This is a genomic window from Roseateles sp. (assembly GCF_036486225.1).
Classification (GTDB): Bacteria; Pseudomonadota; Gammaproteobacteria; order Burkholderiales; family Burkholderiaceae_C; genus Roseateles.
On sequence record NZ_DASVNZ010000349.1, the window covers coordinates 1 to 17361 of the forward strand.

Annotated in this window: 15 protein-coding genes and 2 pseudogenes; 5 read left to right on the forward strand and 12 right to left on the reverse strand. The window is 69.0% G+C overall.

Translation table 11 applies throughout. The annotated features are described in order from the left end of the window. A pseudogene (locus tag VF536_RS22795) lies at window positions 1–377 on the reverse strand (hypothetical protein); the annotation flags it as partial. A gap of 184 nt (window positions 378–561) precedes the next feature. Here VF536_RS22795 and VF536_RS22800 point away from each other — a divergent pair. Continuing rightward, window positions 562–2751, forward strand: a complete 2190-nt coding sequence (locus VF536_RS22800; RefSeq protein WP_331617191.1) for an ATP-binding protein — start codon at window positions 562–564, stop codon at window positions 2749–2751. Window positions 2752–2768: 17 nt separating this feature from the next. Here VF536_RS22800 and VF536_RS22805 read toward each other — a convergent pair whose 3' ends face one another. Both VF536_RS22805 and VF536_RS22810 read right to left on the reverse strand, forming a co-directional pair. Then, window positions 2769–3764: a 2-hydroxyacid dehydrogenase gene (locus VF536_RS22805; protein WP_331617193.1), complete on the reverse strand. Its 996-nt coding sequence runs from the start codon at window positions 3762–3764 to the stop codon at window positions 2769–2771. 19 nt (window positions 3765–3783) lie between these two features. Then, window positions 3784–5289: a DASS family sodium-coupled anion symporter gene (locus tag VF536_RS22810; protein WP_331617194.1), complete on the reverse strand. Its 1506-nt coding sequence runs from the start codon at window positions 5287–5289 to the stop codon at window positions 3784–3786. A 148-nt stretch (window positions 5290–5437) separates the two neighbouring features. On the opposite strand from VF536_RS22810, the gene VF536_RS22815 reads away from it, so the two are divergent. Continuing rightward, complete coding sequence (locus tag VF536_RS22815) at window positions 5438–7036, forward strand: aspartate:alanine exchanger family transporter (protein ID WP_331617195.1); 1599 nt, start codon at window positions 5438–5440, stop codon at window positions 7034–7036. Between the two features lie 24 nt (window positions 7037–7060). Here VF536_RS22815 and VF536_RS22820 read toward each other — a convergent pair whose 3' ends face one another. Both VF536_RS22820 and VF536_RS22825 read right to left on the reverse strand, forming a co-directional pair. Then, on the reverse strand, window positions 7061–7987 hold the full coding sequence (locus VF536_RS22820) for a hypothetical protein (RefSeq protein ID WP_331617196.1): 927 nt from the start codon (window positions 7985–7987) through the stop codon (window positions 7061–7063). An 88-nt stretch (window positions 7988–8075) separates the two neighbouring features. Next, complete coding sequence (locus VF536_RS22825) at window positions 8076–9020, reverse strand: YihY/virulence factor BrkB family protein (protein WP_331617197.1); 945 nt, start codon at window positions 9018–9020, stop codon at window positions 8076–8078. 257 nt (window positions 9021–9277) lie between these two features. On the opposite strand from VF536_RS22825, the gene VF536_RS22830 reads away from it, so the two are divergent. After that, window positions 9278–10123, forward strand: coding sequence for a PA4780 family RIO1-like protein kinase (locus tag VF536_RS22830; RefSeq protein ID WP_331617198.1), 846 nt, complete (start codon window positions 9278–9280; stop codon window positions 10121–10123). Here VF536_RS22830 and VF536_RS22835 read toward each other — a convergent pair. The 5 genes from VF536_RS22835 to VF536_RS22855 all read right to left on the reverse strand — a co-directional run bounded on the left by VF536_RS22835 (window position 10120) and on the right by VF536_RS22855 (window position 14479). Then, window positions 10120–11238 carry a serine hydrolase gene (locus VF536_RS22835; protein ID WP_331617199.1) on the reverse strand — a complete coding sequence of 373 codons (1119 nt, stop codon included), beginning with the start codon at window positions 11236–11238 and terminating at the stop codon, window positions 10120–10122. The two genes, VF536_RS22830 and VF536_RS22835, sit on opposite strands and share 4 nt — an antisense overlap. Before the next feature lie 59 nt (window positions 11239–11297). Then, window positions 11298–12950 (reverse strand): hypothetical protein, encoded by a 1653-nt coding sequence (locus VF536_RS22840; RefSeq protein ID WP_331617200.1) that lies wholly within the window; start codon window positions 12948–12950, stop codon window positions 11298–11300. 108 nt (window positions 12951–13058) lie between these two features. Further along, entirely contained in the window at window positions 13059–13526 is a 468-nt protein-coding gene (locus VF536_RS22845; protein WP_331617201.1) for an OsmC family protein, read from the reverse strand. Between the two features lie 19 nt (window positions 13527–13545). Then, on the reverse strand, window positions 13546–13935 hold the full coding sequence (locus VF536_RS22850; RefSeq protein ID WP_331617202.1) for a hypothetical protein: 390 nt from the start codon (window positions 13933–13935) through the stop codon (window positions 13546–13548). Next, window positions 13928–14479 (reverse strand): hypothetical protein, encoded by a 552-nt coding sequence (locus VF536_RS22855; RefSeq protein WP_331617203.1) that lies wholly within the window; start codon window positions 14477–14479, stop codon window positions 13928–13930. Before VF536_RS22855 ends, VF536_RS22850 begins: the two co-directional genes overlap by 8 nt. A gap of 227 nt (window positions 14480–14706) precedes the next feature. Between VF536_RS22855 and VF536_RS22860 the strand changes: the two genes are divergently transcribed. Then, entirely contained in the window at window positions 14707–15504 is a 798-nt protein-coding gene (locus tag VF536_RS22860) for a MetQ/NlpA family ABC transporter substrate-binding protein (protein ID WP_331617204.1), read from the forward strand. A gap of 7 nt (window positions 15505–15511) precedes the next feature. On the opposite strand, the gene VF536_RS22865 is transcribed toward VF536_RS22860, so the two are convergent. Beyond that, the gene (locus VF536_RS22865; protein ID WP_331617205.1) at window positions 15512–16252 is read right to left on the reverse strand and encodes an SDR family NAD(P)-dependent oxidoreductase; all 741 of its coding nucleotides are present in this window, start codon (window positions 16250–16252) and stop codon (window positions 15512–15514) included. Between the two features lie 70 nt (window positions 16253–16322). Here VF536_RS22865 and VF536_RS22870 point away from each other — a divergent pair, with 70 nt between their 5' ends. Next, window positions 16323–17009, forward strand: coding sequence for a TetR/AcrR family transcriptional regulator (locus VF536_RS22870; protein ID WP_331617206.1), 687 nt, complete (start codon window positions 16323–16325; stop codon window positions 17007–17009). Between the two features lie 41 nt (window positions 17010–17050). Here VF536_RS22870 and VF536_RS22875 read toward each other — a convergent pair. Then, window positions 17051–17361 (reverse strand): annotated as a pseudogene (locus VF536_RS22875) (amino acid permease); the annotation flags it as partial.

The window sequence follows — 17361 nt, forward strand, 5'->3', positions numbered from 1 at the left end:
ACCGGCAGTCCGCCCGAGGATCCGTCCACCTCGGTCACCCGCCCGCTCGCCCGGCGGCTGGCGCGACTGCCCGCAGCGGGCTTGGCGGATTCAGCCGGCGCGGTGGTCGCCGGCAGTGCGGTGTCGGTGGACTCGGTCTCCGCAACCGGGGCCGGCGTCGGGACTGGCGCGGGCGTCGCCGCGGCCCTGGTCGCCGCCGCCCTGGCCGACGAAGCAGCCGGCTGGTTCATCGAGGCCGCGTCCAGCGGCGGACCCACGGTCCCGGACTGGCGCCGGCTGGCATTGCTGGAGACCGGCGGTTCGCTCGTCTGCGCGATGGCGGCGGCCGCGAGCAGGGTCACGCAGAACGCGCTCAGGAAGATGCTGAATTGCTTCATCGCCTGTCCTCCAGGGGCACGAAGTGCCAGGGTCGGCGCGCAATGGCGGCGCCGGACAGGCCTCTCGGCAATCCGCGCTCCTGACCCGGGCCGTTGGCGTCCGGGGCCCCCATCCCAGGGTCCGCGCGGGGACGGACGGCCTACCTCGGAAGGTACAGTCCGGGGCCCCCTTCCTCCAGTCACCATGGAACGCTTCGAGCCTTCGTTTCCGACGCTGCAGTCCTGCGCCGACGAGCCCATCCACATCCCCGGCTCGATCCAGCCGCACGGCCTGCTGATCGCGTTGCGCGAGGGCCGCATCGCCGCCTGGAGCGACAACGCGCCGGCGCTGCTCGGGGTCCAGCCGGCGCTGGGCCTGGCCTGGCAGGACCTGTCCCTGCCCGGCACGGTGCACAGCGAACTGGACCTCCTGGCCGACGAGGCCGCGCTGACGCCCGGCATGCCGGCCTTCTGCGAGGTCGAGATCGCCGGCCGGCCGCACGACGCCGTGGTCCACGTCCACGACCACCACACCCTGATCGAGATCGAGCCCCGCACCCAGCCGCTGGCGCCGCTGAGCTCGCAGGCGCGGGTCTACGACCGCGTCCGCCGCGCCGGCTCGATGGAGGCGGTGCTGCAGGTGGCCGTCGACGCCATCCGCGCCTGGACCGGTTTCGACCGGGTGATGGCCTACCGCTTCCGCCACGACGACAGCGGCGAGGTCGAGGCGGAAGCCAAGTCGGACACCCTCTCCTCCTACCTGGGCCTGCGCTACCCGGCCAGCGACATCCCGGCGCAGGCGCGCCGGCTCTACCTGCTCAACACGCTGCGGCTGATCCCGCATGTCAGCTACCGCGCGGTCGCGCTGGTCGGGCATCCGGAAGCGCCGCCGCTGGACCTGACCCACTCGGTGCTGCGCAGCGTCTCGCCCATCCATGTCGAGTACCTGCACAACATGGGCGTGGGCGCGTCCATGAGCGTCTCCATCGTCGTCAACGACAAGCTGTGGGGCCTGATCGCCTGTCACCACATGAGCTCGTTGCAGGTGCCCTACCCGGTGCGCTCGGACTGCGACGTGCTGGCCAACATCCTGTCCTCGGCGATCGCGACGATCGAGGCACGCGAATTCGCGCGGCGCCAGGCCGACACGGCCTCGCTGGTCGGCGAACTGGCCGGCGACCTCGCGATCGCCGACGACGCCATCACGGCCCTGCTCGGCCAGTCGGCCCGCCTGCGCGACGTGCTGCGCGCCGACACGCTGGTGCTGGCGCAGCAGAGCAAGGTGGTCTCGGACGGCGACCTGCCGCAGGACCTGGCCGTGGCCATCGCCACGGTGCCCTGGACCGGCGACATGCCCGCGCTGAGATCCTGCAGCGAGGACTGGCCGGAGGCGCTGCGGCCGCTGCTCGGCCACTGGGTGGGCGCGATGTGCCTGCCCTTCGACGCGAGCAACGGCGGCCGCCTGATCGCCTTGCGCAAGGAACAGCGCGAGACGGTCCGCTGGGCCGGCCAGCCTGACAAGGTCGTGGCGCGCGGCCCCAACGGTCCGCGGCTGACGCCGCGCGGCTCCTTCGCGGAATGGCGCGAGCAGGTCAAGGACTGCGCCGAGCCGTGGACCGAGACCGACGTGCGCTTCGGCAAGCAGCTGATGCTGGAGCTGCAGCGCACGGCGGCGGCGCGGCATGCGGAGGTCGAGGCGGCGCGGCGCAACCTGCTGGCGATGCTCGGCCACGACCTGCGCGATCCGCTGCAGACCATCCAGATGGTGGCGGGCGTGCTCAAGCGCGAGCCCGATCCGGCGCAGACGGGCCGGTTGGGCGCGCGGCTGGATGCGTCGAGCGGCCGGATGCACCGGCTCATCACGCAAGTCCTCGATTTCAGTCGGGCCGAGGTCGGCATGCAGCTGCACACGGAACTGCGCGCGCTGGACCTGGAAGCGCTGCTGCTGGACCTGGTCGAGGAAGTCCGGATGGGCCATCCCGGCTTCGAGATCGTCACCCGCACGGCGGGACCGGCCACGGTGAGCGGCGATGCGGTGCGGCTGGCGCAGGCGATGTCCAACCTCATCGCGAACGCGCGCAACTACGGCGCGCCGGGGCGGCCGGTGACGGTCTCGCTGGCGCCGAGCGGCGACGGCGGTCAGCGGTTCAGCGTGGCCAACGAGGGCGACGAGATCCCGCCCGCAGCGGCCGCGGAGCTCTTCGAACCGTTCAAGCGCGGCCTGGAGCGCGGCGCGCACAACCGCAACGGCCTGGGCCTCGGGCTTTACATCACGCGACGCATCGTCGAGGAGCATGGCGGCACGCTGGGCTATCGGTACGAGGCGCCGAATGTGGTGTTCGAGTTCACCGTCGTCGGCGAGGCGCCTGGCGCCGGGCCGGCCAGCGGCGCCTGATCGACCGGACCCGCAGCTCAGCCCTCCGGAATCCGGTTCACCAACGGCTCCCCGCGCTCGAACGCGCTGAGGCTTTCCAGCGTCGTGGCCATGATCTGGCCGATGGCCTCGACGGTGAAGAAGGCCTGATGCCCGGTGACGATCACGTTGGGGAAGGACACCAGCCGCTGGATCACGTCATCGTGGATCACCGTGGAGGACAGGTCCTGGAAGAACAGGCTGGCTTCCTGCTCGTAGACGTCGATCGCCAGGCCGCCGAGCTGGCCCGTCTTGAGCGCCTGCGTCGCCGCCTCGGTGTCGACAAGGCCGCCGCGGCTGGTGTTCACCAGGATCGCACCGCGCTTGAGCTGCGCCAGCGAGCCGGCATCGACGATGTGACGCGTCTGCTCGGTCAGCGGGCAATGCAGGGAAATCACGTCCGACTGCGCCATCAGCTCGGGCAGCGGCACGTAGCGTCCGCCGAGTTCCTCGAACTCCGGCTTCGGGAAGGCGTCGTGGCCCAGCACCGTGCAGCCGAAACCCGCCATGATCCTCGCGAAGATGGTCCCGATCTTGCCGGTGCCGATCACGCCCACCGTCTTGCCGTGCAGGTCGAAGCCCATCAGCCCGTCGAGCTCGAAGTTGCCGTCCCGCGTGCGCACGCTGGCGCGGACGATCTTGCGGTTGACCGCCAGCAGCAGGCCCACGGCGAACTCGGCGACCGAGTACGGCGAGTAGTCGGTGACCCGCACGACCTCGATGCCCAGCCGGCGCGCGGCCGCCGCGTCGATGTGATTGAAGCCGGTCGAGCGCGTGGCCACCAGCAGCGTGCCCTGCGCGGCGAGCCGGGTCAGCACCGCTTCGTCCACGGCGTCGTTGACGAAGACGCACACCGCCTTGCATCCGGCCGCCAGCGCAACCGTGTCGACGGTCAACTGATCCTGGACGAACACCAGCTCATGGCCGATCTCGCGGTTGGCCTGCTGCAGCAGGGTCTGGTCGTATCGACGGGTACTGAAGACGGCGGTTTTCATCGTTCCTGCTCCTTGCCTCTCACCACATGCCCAGCACACGCCACCACGCGGTGCCCACGATCGCGAAGATCAGCAGTTCCAGCACGCACATCACCGCGCCCACGCGCCACCACTGCCCCATCGTCACGTAGCCGCTGCCGAAGATGATCGGCGAGGTGCCGGTCGCATAGTGGGTCAGCGTCATCATGATCGCCGAGCCCGCTGTCATCATCAGCATGAACGGCACCAGATAGGTCCCGGGCACCAACTGCGCGCCCACTGTCAGGAAGGCCAGCATCATCGCGCTGATATGGGCCGTCGTGCTCGCGAACAGATAGTGCGAGAACACGAACGCCGCCACCAGCACCGCGGCCACCCAGAACCAGCCCATGCCGCTGGCCACGATCGCATCGCGCATGCCGATCGAGAACCAGCTGATCACGCCGAGCTTGTTCAGCTGCTCCGCGAGCATGACCAGCGCGCCGAACCAGATCAGCGTGTCCCAGGCGCTCTTCTCCGACAGCACGTCGTCCCAATCGATGGTGCCGGTGATGATCAGCGCGAACAGGCCCAGGAAGGCGACCACCGTCGGATCCAGCGTCCAATGCGGGCCGAAGATCATCGCGGGCACGTTCGCCCACAGCAGCAGCATCAGGCCGAAGACGACCAGCATCACGCGCTCCGTGCCCGACAGCGGCCCCATGCGGGTCAGCTCGCCGCGCGCGTACGCGACGGCATTGGGCGTGGCCTTGAGCTCCGGCGGCGCGAGCAGGAACACCACCAGCGGCATCGTCAGCAGCGCGACCAGCCCCGGCAGCAGCATGCACAGCGCCCAGGTGGTCCACGTCAGGTGCAGCGACTGCCCGGTGGCCTTGGCGACGTAGTCGACCACCAGCGGATTGGGTGCCGTGGCGGTGAGGAACATCGCCGAGGTGATCGGGTTGGCGTGGTAGTTGACCAGCGCCAGGTAGGTGCCGACCTTGCCCTGCGTGCCCTGGGCCGGATCGGAGTCGAAGGCGCTGGCGATCGACTTCATGATCGGATGCACGATGCCGCCGCCGCGGGCGGTGTTGCTCGGCGTGAACGGCGCGAGCACGAGCTCGCAGATCGCCAGGCCGTAGCCGATGCCCACGGTGCGTCTGCCCATCAGCGCGATGAACATCAGCCCGATGCGGTTGCCGAGCCCGGTCTTCTTGAGACCGCGCGAGATCAGCACCGCCACGACGATCAGCCAGATCAGCGGGTTGGAGAAGCTGCTCAGCGCGTCGGTGATCGCGCCCTTGGACGTCGGCGACGTCACCTGCGCCAGCGACAGGATGACGATGGCCATCATCGCCATCACGCCGATCGGCATCACCTTCAGGATGATGGCCACGATGGTGGTCAGGAAGATGGCCACCAGCTGCCAGGCCTCGGGCTTGAGCCCGTCCGGAACCGGTACCAGCAGCAGTCCGACGAGCACCGCCGTCGTGATGAGCGCGGGGATCAGGCGGAACGGCACCGCCTGCCTGAAGTAACGATAGAGCGCGATCAACCGGGCTGTCATGCGCAGCGTCCTCCCTGGAATCGTCGCCCCATTGAATCATGAAGGAACACCAACAGGCTCGATCAACACTGGTGTTGCGTCAAGCTTCGTGCACGGGGCAAGGACTGGCCCCTACACTCGACTGCTCTTCCTCGGAGGGTGTCGTTCCATGGATGTCGTCGACCGGTTCGGACTCTTCCTCGCGTCGCAGCCGCTGCTGGCGCTCTTCCTCACGATCGCGGCGGGCTACTGGCTGGGCGCCCGCAGCATCAAGGGCTTCGCGCTGGGATCGGGCGCGGTGCTCTTCGTCGGGCTCGCGATCGGCGCGGCCGCGCCGCAGCTGAAGCTGCCCGCGCTCATCGGCAGCCTGGGGCTGATGCTCTTCCTCTACGGCGTCGGCATCGCGTACGGCGCGCAGTTCCTGCGCGGCCTGACCAGCGCGCGCGGCGCCAAGGCGAACGCGGCGGCGCTGCTGGGCGTGCTGGCCTCGCTCGGGCTGATGATCGCGGCGACGCGGCTCTGGCCGGGCGTGGAGCTGCCCAAGGCGCTGGGCGCGTTCTCGGGCGCGGGTACCAGCACGGCGGCGCTGCAGGCGGCGCTCGCGGTGTTCGGGCCGTCGCCGGCGACGGGGTATTCGGTGGCCTATCCCGTCGGCGTGGCGATCCCGATCCTGCTGCTCGGCCTCTACAACGCCTGGCGCAAGCCCCGGTTGGAGCGCCCTGCCCCGCCGTCGCTCCAGGTGGAGGAGGTCAGCGTCGACGACGTCGCGGTCCTCGGCAGGACGATGGCCGCCGTGGCGCAGACGCTGCCGCAGGGCGTGGCGATCTCCGCGATCCGTCGCGGTCACCACAACATGGGCGCGGCGCCCGATGTCGAGCTCCAGCGCGGCGACGTGCTGCTGCTGAGCGGCACCGATCCCGGCGCGCTGCGGCATGCCGCGCTGCGCTTCGGCCACGCGGAACCGGGCCGGATCCTGCGCGACCGCAGCGAGTTCGACTACGAACGCTTCTTCGTCTCCAGCCCGCAGCTGGCGGGCAAGCGGCTGTCGGAATTGCAACTGCCGCCGGAATGCCGCGCCCGCATCCTCCACCTGCGCCGCAGCGACGTGGACCTGGCGCCGCACGCGGACCGGGTCCTCGAGTTCGGCGACCGCATCGGCGTGCTGGCGCCGCGGGAGAGCTTCCCGACGCTGAGCCGCTACTTCGGCGATTCGGTGCGGGCTACCGGCGAGGTGAGCTACATCGGCATGGGCGTCGGCGTGACGCTGGGCCTGGCCGTCGGCGCGATCAGCCTGCCGCTGCCGCTGCTGGGCCACCTCTCGCTGGGATTCGCCGGGCTGCTGCTGGTGGCGCTGCTGCTGGGCTGGCGCCGCCGCACCGGACCGCTGACCTGGGTGATGCCGATCTCGGCCAACCTGGTGCTGCGCAACTTCGGTCTGACGGTGTTCCTGGCGGTGGTGGGGATCTCGTCCGGATCGACCTTCGCGGCGACGATCGCGGAGAGCGGCTGGCTCTACCTGGCGCTGGGCAGCGCGATCGTGTCGGTGCTGGTGGTGGTGACGCTGCTGATGGCGACAGCGGTGTTCAGGCTGCCGTTCGACGCCGCCGCGGGCATCGTGGCCGGCGCCACCGGCAATCCGGCGATCCTGGCCTTCTCCAACCGCATCGCGCCCACCGACCAGCCCGACATCGGCTACGCGATGATCTTCCCGTCGATGACGATCGTGAAGATCGTGCTGGTGCAGGTGGTGGCGATGTGGGGGGCGTGACGGTGTCGGGCGGCAGCCGCCGCTTCAGGGCAGGTGCGCGCCGGTCCGCTTCAGGCCGGCCTGCGCGTTGAACGGGGCCATGGTCCGGGCCACCGTGTTGTCCATGATGATCTTCGACGGATTCATCATGCCCGGATACGGGTAGTTGGCGACCGTGTAGACGCATTCGTAGCCCAGGGTCAGGGCCCAGCAATCCACGATGCGCGCCTCGGCGTTCCAGTGGACCGAGCTGGGCAGCAGGCCTGTGGGGGATCTCGGCCCCGTCCGCCCGACCACCACGAAACAGTGCTTGAACCTCCCAGGCCCTTCCCAGGACACGATCTCGATCCGCGGCCGGTTGCCCGCGATCTGCGTGGTGTTCAGGACATGGCCGGCGTAGTAGGCGTAGGTCGTGCACTCGCCCGAGCGGGACGTATCGGCGTTCGTGTGGGCCTGCTGGAGCGCCGGTCCGTTCCACCCGCCCCGCGGATCGACCAGCAGCGGCATGCCGGTCTTCAGCGGGGGCCGGTCCCGGATGGCCGCCTGCCTGGCGGAGGGGAGGCCCGGGTTGACGCATTGCGAGAAGGCGCCGACATCGTTGCAGGCGTAGTTCCGGCACCGCTCCAGTCCCTGCCGGGCCGCGTTGATCAGCACCATCACGCTGCCGCCGCCGCCGACCGGGACGACCGCGGGCACGACCGGCGCCGGCACGTTCCGCGCGTAATCGTGGGTGGTTCCCCAGACGGCGACCAGCGACGCCAGCGGCGCGTTGTACTTCGCCAGACGGCGGTCGCCGGGATCGGCGCAACGCTGCTTCGCCGAGGCCACGTCCGCCAGCCGCGTGTGCTGGTTGGCCGGATTGCGCAGCCAGGTCAACAGGTTCCTGAGGCTGCTGCGGCTCTCGGTGAACTTGTCCGTGCTGGCCGTCACATGGGCGATGAAAGCCGCGATCTGCTGGGCAGGGGTCATCATGGTCAGGCCTCCGGAACACCGGCGCCGCCGTCGACCGACAGGCGGAGCGCGTGAAGACCTTAAGGCAGGCCGCTTGCGGCGGGCATCATCAATCTTGAGGATGACCGGGCGCGGCCTCGGCGTCCGCTGCCGCGTCCGTCTTCAGCCGCGCTCGGATCACCGCATTGACTTCCGCGCCGTAGATCAGCGTCGTCGCGCTGATGTAGAGGAACACCAGCGTGGCGACCACGCCGGCGAAGCTGCCGTAGAGCAGCGCCAGCTTGCCGGCGCTGCGCAGCGTGTAGGAGAGCGTCGCCGCCGACGCCACCCAGAGCGCCGCGCCGACCACGGCGCCGGGCAGCACCGTGCGCAGTCTCAGGCGGACATCGGGCAGCCAGCCGTAGAGCAGCGCGTACAGCACCACCAGCACCGGGAAGGCGACGCCGTAGCGCACGCTGTGGCGCAGCCACAGTGTCTCGCGGCCCGTGCCCACGCCGCTCTCCAGCGCCTCCCAGACGTAGGGCATGACGATGACGGAGCTGAAGATGGCCAGGATGGCGCCGCCGACGATCAGCGTGAACAGCGTGACCTTGAGGCGTGCGCGCCAGAACGGCAGGCCGCGCTCGACGGCGTAGGCCCGGTTCAGCGCGGTGCGCACGGCCTGCATGCCGGACGACGCCGTCCACAGCGTGACGAAGAGTCCGATGGCCAGCAGCGCCTGGCTGCGCTGGGCGAGCACCTGGTTGACCACGGGTTGCAACGCGCTGCGTACCAGCGGGGGTGCGTACTCGACAACGCGGGTCGCCAGCGCGGCCGCATCCCCCGGCGAGCCGACGTAGGCCGCGCCCGCGGACAGGAGCAGCAGCAAGGGGAACATCGACAGCACCATCGAGAACGCCATGCTCCCCGCCTGGTTGGCGCTCTGGTGCAGCACGTAGTTGCGGATGGCGAGCAGCAGGACGCCGAGGACAGGCGTGCGCACGGCGGCGAGCCGGGCCCAACGCAGCAGTCCGCTCAAGCTCGGCAGGCCGTGGGAATTGCGCAACCAGGACATGCGGGCATCGATCCTTCGATTCGCGAGGAATTCGCTGAAGCCATTCATTGAACGATTCTTCCGGGCTCATCCTTCGGTCCGGGAGCAGCGCGAAACCGTCGTTCGCCAGGGCAATCGGCGCGCCGGCCAGACCCGCCGCGGGCCGCCCTGACCGCACCACCATGAGAAGATGCCGTTCCGACCTTCCACCGATGGCATTTGCACCGTCTCGCGACCGCGTCCCGCAGTGGTCGATGCGCCTCCTTCCCAAAGTCCCGATGAAAGCACCCCCGCGTCTCCAATCCCTGATCGAGGAAGGCCTGATCGACACCGTCGTGCGTCAGCTGATGAGCGGCAAGGAGGCCCTGGTCTACGTGGTGCGCTGCGGCGACGAGACCCGCTGCGCCAAGGTCTACAAGGAAGCCACGCAGCGCAGCTTCCGCCAGGCCGTCGACTACACCGAGAACCGCAAGACCAAGAACAGCCGTCAGGCGCGCGCCATGGCCAAGGGCACGAAGTTCGGTCGCCAGGCCCAGGAGGCCGCCTGGCAGAACGCCGAGGTCGACGCGCTGTACCGTCTGGCCGGCGCCGGCGTACGCGTGCCGCGCCCCTACAACTTCATGGATGGCGTGCTGCTGATGGAACTCGTCGTGGACGAGCACGGCGATGCGGCGCCGCGTCTGAACGACTCGATGTTCACGGCCGAGGAAGCCCGCACGCACCACCAGAGCCTGCTGGTCGAAGTGGTGCGCATGCTGGGCGCGGGCGTGGTCCATGGCGACCTGTCCGAATTCAACATCCTGCTGGCTTCAGACGGCCCCGTGATCATCGACCTGCCGCAGGCGGTGGACGCCGCCGGCAACAACCACGCCAAGCGCATGCTGCTGCGCGACGTCAACAACCTGCGCGACTTCTTCGGCGGCTTCGCCCCGGACCTGCTGGGCACCGACTACGGGCACGAGATCTGGGCCTTGTACGAAAGCGGCAACCTCACGCCCGACACGCCGCTGACCGGCCGCTTCAAGCATGCGACGGGACCGGTCGACCTCGGCGAAGTGATCCGCGAGATCGATGACGCCGTCGACGAGGAAGCCGCGCGGCGCCTGCGCATGCTCGGCTCCTAGCGAGCCCGCAGCGAGGCCGTGATCGCATCCCGGATCGGGAACAGGTGGTCGTTGCCGTTGAACTCCGCGTCGGGGCTGTTGCCGGTATGCACGATCACGACCTTCGCGATCGGGTCCACGAAGATGTTCTGCCCGTTGGTTCCCCAGGCAAAGGAACGCCCGCCCGCCGCCTGCGGGATCCAGACGTGCAAGCCGTAGAACGGCACGTTCGCGGGCTGGGGCTTGTCCTTGCGCAGCGCGGTCATCTGCTCGATCCAGGCTTGGGGCACGACCTGGCGCTCGCCCACCCGGCCGAGGTTCATGATCAATTGCCCAAGCCGGGCGTAGTCCCGCAGGGTCGCGACGAACTGGCCCTGCACGCCCTCCTGCCCCGCCCGGTTCTTGATCCAGTAGGCCGGCGACTCGGCACCCATCGGTCCCCACAGGCGCGTGGACAGGTAGTCGGTGTTGCTCACGCCGGTGCGCGCACTCAGCATCAGGCCGAGCACGGCCGTCACCGCGCCGTTGTAATTGAAGACCTTGCCGGCGGGATCCTTGTCCTTCTTGCCCGCCAGATAGACGCGCATGTCGGTGAAAGGCTCGATCATCGGGTTCGTGGTCTGGTTGTCCGAGGCTTCGCCGGGCCGGAACGAGTTCTTCAGCGTCACGCCCGAGCTCATGCGCAACAGGTCCTCGACGCTGTCGTCGGCGAAGGCACTGTCGCGGAAGTCCGGCAGCACCGCGGAGACCCGCTCGTCCAGCGACAGCTTGCCCTCCGCCATCGCGATGCCGATCAACAGCGCGAGGACGGTCTTGGACATCGACGCCGACAGCAGCGCCGTCGATGGCCTGGCCTGCTGCAGGTAGCGCTCGAACACGACCTGACCCTCATGCATCACGAGGAACCCGGTGGTGCAGAACCTGCCGAAGTAGTCCTCGAGCGGGACGGCCGTCGCCGCCCCCCGCGGCTTGTAGGTCACCGCGCCCAAGGGCGTCCCTGCGGGCAAGGCCTGCGGGACGGTGGCGGCCGGCGCCTCGTTGCGGAGGAAGCGCTTCTGGGGATCGAGGTAGACGCCCTGGCAGCCGGAGGCCGTCTGCGCCTGCGCCAGCGCAACGGCGCCCAGCGCGACGGTCATCGCTGCGATCGCCTGATACAGCGCGGGTCTTCGCTGCGGTCGCATGGGTCGAGGCTGAATCATTTGTCGCGATCGTAGCTGCCGGTGCCGATGTACACCGAGCGGTTGTCACTGTCGACGGGGAAGCTGAGCAGCCGCTCCTTGTGGCCGTCGTCGTACTCGAGCGTGATCACGAAGCCGCTCAGCTGATAGCGCCCGCGACGGCTCGCGCCGTCGTCCTTCGTGCGCGTGCCGCTGCTGACGCCGACGTCCCCCAGCCCCGTGCCCACGGTGCTGCTGCCCGTGCTGCTGCTGCCCTTGCCGTCGCCGTGCGACGAGCCCGCGATCACCGTGCCCGTGATCGCCTGCAGGCTGCCCGTGCTGGAGACCGCGCTGAAGCTGCGTTCGAAGCGCCCGTCCTTCGTGAAGCGGATGCCGCGCGTGGCCGACGTGCCGCCGGTGATCATGCTGCCGGTGAAGCTGCGCCGGCTGAAGCTGCCCTCCAGCCGCGCATCCCTGGGCCAGGGACTCACCGCCTCGTGGCCCTCGGGCTTCCAGTCGCCCTCGGGACGGCCGTCGTCGTCCTGCGCCTGCATCGCATAACCCTTGCCGGCGCTGCGCCAACGGCCCCAGCGCTGCGGTTCGAGCTGACGCGACGCCGCGACGTCGAGCTGGTCCGGCGGCATCTCGGTGCGGCGGTAGACGCTGCCGTCGCGCAGCAGGAAGCGCACGTCCTCCTCCCAACGGGTGCCGTTGAGGTTGTTGGCGTAACCGTGGATCACGACGGCCGCCAGGTCCTTATCGCCCAGGCCCTTGCCCGGCGCGGTCGACACGCGCTGCAGCGACACCTCCTTGCGCGCGAGCGGCGTCTGCGCCAGCGGTGACGGCGTCAGCCCCGACGGATCGGTGACCAGCGCGGCGTCGGCGAGGTCCATCGACAGCCGGTTCAGCGAGGTGACGACGCCGCGCAGGACGATCTCCCGGCCGACCCAGGATTCGGCGTTGAACTTCAGATGGATGAACTGTTCGCCGATCCGGTCGCCCTGCTCCTGCATGAGGTGGAAGTTCTCCGGACGACGCGGGTCGCGGGCCACACGGCCCTTGACGTAGACCAGCCCCAGCTTGCGCCGGGCGGCTTCCTCGGAAATCACGAGCCAGTTGCCGCGCTGCTCCGTCAGGGCGATCACCTGGCTGGGCAGCAAGACCTGGCCCCGGGCGGGTTCTGCGGCGACTGGGAGCGGGGTGATCGGCATCACGAGATTGGCCTGCACGATCGCGCGGGCCACGGCGGCCGCCTGCGGGTACTGGGCGGCGACATCCTTGCCCCCGCCCTGCCACTCGCGCGCCAGCGTGGCGCAGGCCTGCGGGTCGCCCAGTACGCGCCGGCGCATGGGCTCGACGAGTTTTTCCCAGGGCGCATCGGCGCTGCGCCGCTGCATCATGCGGGTGAGCACCACCCGCATCGGGGCGATCTGATAACGCCCGCGCCAGGCGATCCAGGCCTCGCGCATCGACGGGACGGAGGCCGCGCCGAGGTCCTGGCAGGCGTCGATCGCGGTTTCGGACATCACGTCGAAGCTCACGGCCTCGACGAGCTGGCTCATGGCGGCGGGATCGGTGGCCAGGCTCTTCGCGTCGGGCGCGGCTTGGACAGGGAGAGCGGTCAGCGCCGCGGCGCAGGCGGTGTACACGGTACGGGCCGCCGGCGCGGATCGGATGGAGGGGAAACGCATGCGATCGGATCCGGAAAGTCGGAGGGCCGCATCCTGCCCGTCCGCGCCGTTCCGGGCCACAGCCCGGACGGGGAAGCGTCCGTCAGGGACTTGACGCGTCGCCCTGGATCACTCCGTCTGGATCGACGCTTCGCAGCGCACCGGGAAGTTCAGCGAGTTGGCGATGAAGCATTGCTCGTGCGCCTCGTGATGCAGGCGCCCGGCGAGCTCGACGTCGTCGCCCGCGCGCACGGTGACACGAGGCCGCAGGACGATCTGCGTGAAGCGGCCTTTCTCGCCTTCCACCATCGTGCCTTCGGCGTCGTCCACGTAGGCCAGCACGGCGATGCCGACCTCGGCGCACAGGTGCAGGTACCAGAGCTTGTGACAGGCGCTGGTCGCGCCGACCAGCAGGTCTTCGGGATTCCAGCGGGTCCTGTCCCCGAGGAAGGCCGGGTCGGACGATCCCGGGATGGTCGGCTTGCCCGCCGACTCGATCACATGGTCGCGGCTGTAGGCCCTGTACCCGGAGGTCCCGGTGCCCTGGTTGCCGGTCCACGTCACGGTGACCGGGTACTTGTGTTCGCGATGTGCCATCGGGTGTTGCTCCGGTTGTTCAGTGCGAGCCGTTGCTCTTGGCGGAAAGCATCGCGTCGTACGCGAGGACGTGCTGCGGAAACAGCTCCTTGTAGAGCGGATAGCCGATCCCCAGGGCGGTGACCTCGATCTCGTGCGGCCCCAGTTCGGTGGAAGCATCCTGGATATGCACGCCACCCAAACATTCGATGACCCGCCCGTCCCGATGGCGGATGCTCAAGCGAAGTTGCGCCTGGATCCCGGCATCGAGCAGACAACGCTCCCGGATCAACACATAGCTGTCCGAGGGGTGGAATCTACCGAAGGCGACGCCCATCGGTGGATCACCGCTTTCCAGTTCCGTTGAGCCAACGACCAGCGATTCCCACAGCACGTCGAACCGCTGGGCCTGGACCTTCTCGTCATTCACCAAGGTCCACCTCCTCCAACCGGCCTCCCCGGATGCCTGTCCACTTGGACTGGCACCACTTTTCCACAAGCCTCATGCGCCCCGCGCCCCAAGCATTCCGTCGCACGTCGGCCTGGTCCCAGATGTGGTTCACCGACTCGGGACGAACGGTCACCTCCCAATGCCAGCCCTTGCCCTGCACCGTCAGCGTGGCCCACCCCCGTTCGTCATCACCCGTGAAATTCGGCTGAAACGAAATTCGCGCGTTGCCAGCTTCGAAGGTGCCAACGAACCACGCCGAGTCGACCTTGTCGCCGGTCAGGGTCTCGACCCGGCCGCAGACGGCCCGCCCCTGTTGAAGGGCCTCGAGCGAGAACACCGCCCTCTTGCCTCCGCGGTCCTCCCAGGAACCCGCCATTGAAACAGCCGCCGGCGGCGAAGCATCCGCAACGACTGGCCCCGCGGATGAGAAGGCCATCGCCGCACAGGCGGCCATGCGCACGACACGCTTCGTCGCGGAAGGAAATGCCAAAGACACGCAACTTGTCGACAAGAGCTTCACCATGCTGAGCTTCTGAAAGAGCGGAGAGCTTCGCCCGAGCGCCTCTCCCCGGCAATCGCAGGCGGAATCTTAGGGGGAACTCATAAGCACCTGCGCATCCCTTCGTAGCTCATCGGCCTCGCCTCGGCGATCCTGAGGTCGACCTTTGCCGTGTGCTCTTCCGAGCATTTCAAGCCCGGGAGTTCCGCCTCCCGGGCTCTTTCTCGTCCTCCTCTCGTGCTCCCATCGTCATGGCCACCCGACGCTCCGCCTGCCTCGCCCTCACCGGCCTTGCCGCCGCCCTGCTCTTCCAAAGCGCGAGCCGCGCCGAGGAGGTCATCAAGATCGCCGTGACCAACGGCCCGCATGCGCAGATCGCCGAGGTCGCGAAGAAGGTCGCCGCGCGCGAGGGCCTGACGCTGCAGATCGTCGAGTTCTCCGACTACGTGCAACCCAACGCTGCGCTCGACGCCGGCGATGTGCAGGCCAACAGCTATCAGCACCTGCCCTTCCTGCAGTCGCAGATCCAGGCGCGCGGCTACAAGCTCAGCGCGGTCGGCGTCACCGTCACCGCGCCACTGGGCTTCTACTCGAAGCGCATCAAGCGGCTCGATCAGCTGGCCACCGGCGCCCGCATCGCCATCCCGAACGACCCTACCAACAGCGGCCGCGCGCTGCAGCTGCTGCACAAGGCCGGCGTCATCCGGCTGAAGCCCGGAGCGGGCATCTCGGCCACGACGCTCGACATCGCCGACAACCCGCGCAAGCTGCAGATCGTCCAGGTGGACGCCGCGCAGTTGCCGCGCACGCTGGACGACGTCGACGCCAGCGCGATCAACACGAACTACGCGGTGCAGGCGGGGCTCGTCCCCAAACGCGATGCGATCGAGATCGAGGATGCCAGGAGCCCGTACGCCAACCTCATCGCCGTGAGGACGCAGGACAAGGACCGGCCCTGGGTGCCCAAGCTGGTCCGTGCCTTCCAGTCGCCGGAGGTCCGGCAGTTCGTGGCGGAGCGCTTCGCGGACTCGCTCGTCGTCGCGTTCTGAGCGCCGGTCAGGCGAGCAGTCCGCCATCCACGTTGATGATGGTGCCCGTGAGGTGTCTTGCTCCCGGGCTTGCCAGGAAGGCGACCGCGGCGGCGATGTCCGCGGGCGCGGCGAAACGGCCCAGCGGCGCCAGGCTGCGCTGGTAGTCCGCGCTCTCGCCATCGGCCGGGTTCATGTCCGTGTCGGTCGAGCCCGGCTGGACCAGGTTGGCCGTGATGTCCTTCGGACCCAGCTCCTGCGCGAGCCCGCGCGTGAACGACTGGAGCGCAGACTTCGTCATGTAGTAGACCGTGCCCGGCGCGCCGACGATGCGATCCGCACCGGCTGAACCGATGGTGATCACGCGGCCTCCCGCGCCAAGGTGCGGGATGGCCGCCTGCGTCGCCAGCACGGGGCCGCGGACGTTGACCGCGAGCAGCGCGTCGATGTCCGCCACGCTGAAATCCGCGATCGTGTTGTAGCGCGCAATGCCGGCGTTGTTGACCAGGATGTCCAGTCCCCCCAGCGCCGCGACGGCCTCGTCGACCGATCGCCGGATGGCGGCCGGATCCGCGCTGTCGGCCTGGATGGCCACGCCGCGGCGGCCCAGGCGCTCGATCGACGTCACGACTGCCTGCGCGCGCTCGCCCGAGTTCTGGAAGGTCAGCGCGACGTCGGCCCCTTCTTCCGCGAGCGCGACCGCGATCGCAGCCCCGATGCCTCGAGATCCGCCCGTCACCAGGGCACGTTTTCCAGCAAGTTGCTTCATGGCTCCACCATTTATGCAGTGATTGATGCATTAATAGTAGAATCCCAATCCTGGCATCGTCAAGGCATTTATGAAGCGATCGTTGCAAAAAGAAATTCCCGTGCCGGCGGACACCGTCGCGCCAGCCCCTCGCGGGCGTGGGCGGCCGCGTGCCTTCGATCGCGAGGATGCATTGATGAAGGCCATGCGGCTCTTCTGGATCAAGGGCTATGAGGCGACCTCGATCGCCGACCTGACCACGGCGCTGGGCGTGGGCTCGACCAGCCTGTATGCCGCCTTCGGCTCGAAGGACGAGCTGTACGCCGAGACACTGAGGCTCTACTCGGACACCTTCGAGCACCTGGTGCTGGGGCGGTTCCGTCAGGCGGCCACGGCTCGCGAAGCGGCGCTCGCCTACCTGTTGGACTCGGCGGCAGCCATGACGGGCGCCGACTGCGATCTGCCGCACGGTTGTCTGGTCACGCTGAGCACGGTGGGCAGCGACGGGCATGACGAACTCAGCGAAGTGATGAAGACCACGCGGGCCGGCGCATTCGTCGTGCTCTCGTCCCGTCTGGAACAGGGCGTTGCCGATGGTGAGCTGCCGCGCACCCTCGACATCGCGCATCTCGCCAGGTACTTGCAGACCGTGCAGAGCGGCATGGCGATCCGCGCCCGTGACGGCGCCGACCGATCGGAACTCCAGGCGGTCGCCGAGATCGCGATGGCCGGTTGGGATGGCCTCGTCAAGCCGTCGAAGAAACCGAAGAAAGCGTAGGAGTAACGGGGCCGTGGACGCGGTCGAAGGGGACCGAGGATTCAGGCGGCCCGTCGCAGCCGGCCGTATCCCCACAGTAGCAGCGCCCCCGCCGCCAGCACCGCCACGCCGACGATCGCGCCCGAGCTGACGTAGACCACGCTGGACCACAGCACGTACGCGCTGCAGCCGACGAAGACCAGCGGCAGCACCGGGTACAGCGGCACGCGGAACGGCCGGGGATGCGTCGGCGCCTTGCGGCGCAGCGCCAGTACCGCCAGCCCGCTGAGCGTCATGAAGAACCAGTACACCGGCGACAGGTAGTCGACCATCGTCGAGAAGCCGCCCCGCGTCGCCGCGCCGAAGGCGACCA